Origin of the sequence: Brevundimonas sp., from assembly GCF_023259385.1 — a bacterium.
Lineage (GTDB): Bacteria > Pseudomonadota > Alphaproteobacteria > Caulobacterales > Caulobacteraceae > Brevundimonas.
This window is the reverse complement of the sequence record NZ_JAHFPF010000299.1, coordinates 1-4,004: the sequence shown is the minus strand read 5'-3', so window position 1 is coordinate 4,004 and position 4,004 is coordinate 1. Positions and strand designations below refer to the sequence as shown.

At 64.8% G+C, this 4,004-nt stretch carries 2 protein-coding genes; one reads left to right on the top strand and one right to left on the bottom strand.

Annotated features, from left to right (window positions below; all coding sequences use genetic code 11):
* Positions 1–2,348, bottom strand: a 2,348-nt coding sequence (locus Q0C81_RS17115; protein ID WP_291840845.1) for a TonB-dependent receptor, incomplete at its 3' end; no start/stop codon positions are given.
* Positions 2,349–2,575: 227 nt separating this feature from the next.
* Here Q0C81_RS17115 and Q0C81_RS17110 point away from each other — a divergent pair.
* The coding region (locus tag Q0C81_RS17110; RefSeq protein ID WP_291840842.1) for an FAD-binding dehydrogenase at positions 2,576–4,004 on the top strand (1,429 nt) is incomplete at its 3' end.

The window sequence follows — 4,004 nt, the reverse complement described above, 5'->3', positions numbered from 1 at the left end:
TGCGTCCGATTCATCACGTCGATCGAACCCTCGCCATCTGCAACGCGGGTTTTCAGATACCCGAAATTGGCGTCGATCTGGAAGTTGGGCGTGGGCTTGTAGACGGTCTCGAGTTCAAGCCCCCAGATCTTGGCGTCGAAGTTTTCGTTCAGCGAGATGCGATCGACGATCTGGGAGACCTGGTAGTCCTTGTAGTCGTAGTAGAAGGCGGTGGCGTTCAGTCGGAGCATGCCGTCCAGAAGCGAGTTCTTGGTCCCGATCTCGAACGCGTTGACGTATTCTGGCTCAAAGGTGCCGGCCAGCGGCTGGTACTGGACCACGGTCGGGTTCAGGTCCAGGCGGGGCGGATTGGTGCCCCCGCCCTTGTAGCCGCGCGACAGCGACGCATAGACCAGGGTGTCGTTGGTAAAGGACAGGTCCGGCGTCCAGTCCAGCACGATCCGACCGGTGACCGCCTCCCATTTCTGTTCGACGTCGGGCAGGGCGTAATAGCCGCTGCGCACATAGCCGCCCGTGGCCAGGCCCGGATCGCCATTCAGATTGGCGCCCAGCAGCAGTTGGCTGGGATAGGGGGTCGTGTCCTTGCGATCCTCGGTATAGCGCAGGCCGGTGGTCAGCCTCAGCTCAGGCGTCAGATCCCAATATCCTTCACCGAAGACGGCCCAGGACCGGGTGTGAATGACGTTCTTGCTGCGGAAGTAGTTGTGCCCCTCTCCATTAATCTCGCTGAGCGGATTGGGATCGACATAGACGCATTCGAACGGCTGGGTGTCGTCGCACGGCCGCGTCCCGATTCCGCCGTTCGGTAGGTAATCGAAGTTGTAGAAATATTCGGCGATCAGCGAGAAAGTGTTGTTTAAGACGTAATAATCGTCCTGAGATTTGAAATCGAGATAGTTGGCGCCGAGGCTGAAGTTGAATCGACCTTCGCCCTTCGACTGAAGCCGGAACTCCTGATACCATTGCCGATTGTCCGATTGGCTGATGTCCACCGCCAGGATGCGGTCTGACGGACCCAGTTGAGGGTCGGTGTAGACCCCGCCCGGCGTCGCGGTCGACGGCGCGGGATCGCCGAAGATGTCTAAGACACTGTTGCTGTCCACAAAGGCGGGGTTGGAGACGTAGCGGGCATAGTCCTGGGACGCATAATAGTCGTCCTTGGCGTAGGCGGTCTGGGAATAGAGTGTCAGGGTGTCGCTGAGATCGAATTCCAGATTGACCTGCACCACATCGTTTTCGGCGCGGAACACCGGATCATAGCTGGTGGCGATCTCTCTCAGATCGCGGGACTGGACCACGCCTTCATAGGGGTCGAAACCGAGGGGGATCAGGTTGATCGATTCAAAATTGGGACCAAAGCCGAGGTTCGGCGCCGTGCCGAGCAGGCGAACCGGCCCGAAGGACCCGCCGTTTGGCGCGCCATAGGCGGCGTCGGCATAGAGCGAACCGGGCAGGCAGCCCTGGCTCAGCTGGTCCTGGGTGTAGGCCGTGGTGATGGACGCCGAACCGACCTGGGTCGGACCCGGATCGGTGGTGCACAGCTGTTTGCCGGTGCGCGAGCGATTGTCGTCTTCCTCGAAATGCTCCCAGATCGCATTGGCGCGGAACCGCGCTGTCGGTTCCCAGCGGGCCGACAGACGAGTGGTGAACAGGTCGCGGTCGTTCACATGGGTGTCGTTGAAGCTGTTGTAGTCGAAGCCGTCGCGCTGGGTGAAGCCGAAGGCGCCGCGCACGGCGAATGTGTCGCCGAAGGGGACGTTGAGCATGGCCTGGCCGCGCCGGCTGTCATAGTTGCCCAGTTCGCCCGCGGCGAAGCCTTCGGATCGGAACTTGGGCAGTTCGGGGAACATGTTGACGACGCCGCCGGTGGCGTTGCGGCCGTACAGGGTGCCCTGCGGCCCGCGCAGCACCTCGACCCGGGCGACGTCCAGATATTCCTGCTCGAACAGGCGGTTGCGGATAAGGGGCGTGTTGTTGAAGCTGACGGCCACCGCCGGATCGCTGGAGGCCGAGACGGCCTTGGTCCCGATCCCGCGGATCGAGAAGTTGTACATGCTGAAGTTGGACTTGGAGAAGGTGACGTTCGGCACGGCGCGCAGCAGTTCCGAACCCCCATCGATCTGACGCGACTGCAGGGCCTCGGCCGACAAGGCGGTGACGGCGATGGGGACGTCCTGCACGGATTGTTCGCGTTTCTGGGCGGTGACGATGATGTCGTCCACGACGACGGGAGCAGAATCCGGCTGAGGTGGGGTTGTCTGCGCCAGCGCGGGCGCGCCGGTCATCAGGAAGGCTGTCGCCGATACCGAGAGCGCGAGGCGCGCGCGAATGCTGACCGCTGAAGCCATGAAATCCTCCCGAAGCGCGCCGGTCTGTCGGCGGCGCGTGATGTGCGTTTCCTCCCGCCTGATGTTTCCGCTCGACGGGGCGGGGCCACCGGCGGTTGTCGGCAACTTCGCACTACTCACCGTCATGTCAATACATATTGACAGCAGTGTTGGTTGACGGTCATCCGGAATGGGGGAGTTCGGATGTCGATCTTCGCCCGCGCGCGTCGCGAAAAAGGGGAAACAGGATGGACTGTGATGCCGTGATCGTCGGCGCCGGACTGGCGGGCCTGGTCGCCGCCAACGAGCTGGTTCAGGCCGGCCGCAGAGTGGCGCTGGTGGATCAAGAGAACGCCGCAAACCTGGGCGGGCAGGCCCACTGGTCATTCGGCGGCCTGTTCCTGGTCGACAGCCCCGAGCAGCGTCGCCTGGGCGTCCGCGACGGCTTTGATCTCGCCTGGTCGGATTGGCGGGGCAGCGCGGGCTGGGATCGGCTGGACGGCGCGCTTGCCGAGGATGAGTGGGCGGTGCGGTGGGGAAAGGCCTATGTCGAATTTGCGGCCGGCGAGAAACGCGCCTGGTTACGGCGTCACGGGATACGACTGACGCCTATGGTCGGCTGGGCCGAGCGGGGGGACGGTCGCGCCGATGGTCACGGCAACTCGGTCCCCCGGTTCCATGTCGCATGGGGCACCGGGACGGGCTTGAGCGGCCCGTTCGCGGCTCGCGTGCGCGATGCCGAGACACGCGGCAGGCTGGCGTATCACCCGCGCTGTCGCGTCGACGACCTGATCGTTGAAGCGGGGCGGGTCACAGGGGTGTCAGGCGTTCGACTGGCGCCGGACGCGGCGGGGCGCGGCCGGGCCTCCAATCGGGATGCGGTGGGGTCCTTCACCCTGCGGGCTCCGTCGGTGCTGATCGCGACGGGCGGGATCGGCGGGGATCATGACAAGGTGCGGCGTCTGTGGCCCGCGCGCCTGGGAAGTCCGCCCCGCGAGATGGTCAGGGGCGTGCCCGCCTATGTCGATGGACGGGGGCTGGACATCGCCGAGGCGGCCGGGGCCCGCGTCGTGAACCGTGACCGGATGTGGCACTATGTCGAGGGTCTGCGGAATTGGGACCCGATCTGGCCAGGGCACGGCATCCGCATCCTGCCCGGCCCGTCGTCCCTCTGGCTCGACGCCCTTGGGCGCCGCCTGCCGTTCCCGGCCCTGCCGGGCTATGACACGCTTTCGACTCTTCGCCACCTGCGCACCACGCCCGACCTGGCGGCGCACGATCACTCCTGGTTCGTTCTGACCCAGGCGATCATCGAAAAGGAGTTCGCGCTTTCCGGATCGGAGCAGAATGGCGACATCACCTCTGGAGACTGGCTGAGAGTGCTCAGAACCCGGTTGGGCAAGGGCGCGTCGCCGGAGGTCGAGGCGTTCAAGGCGCACGGCGCCGACTTCGTGGTCGCCGACGCACTCGGCGACCTCGTCGCCGGGATGAATGCTCTGACCCCGACGCCCCTGCTGGACGTCGAGGGGGTGCGGCGGGTGATCGCGGCCCGGGACGCGCAGATCGACAACCCCTACGCCAAGGACCTCCAGATCCAGGGCGTTCACAATGCCCGCCGATACCTGGGCGATCGTCTCGCCCGGGTCGCAAAACCGCACCGTCTTCTCGATCCCGGGT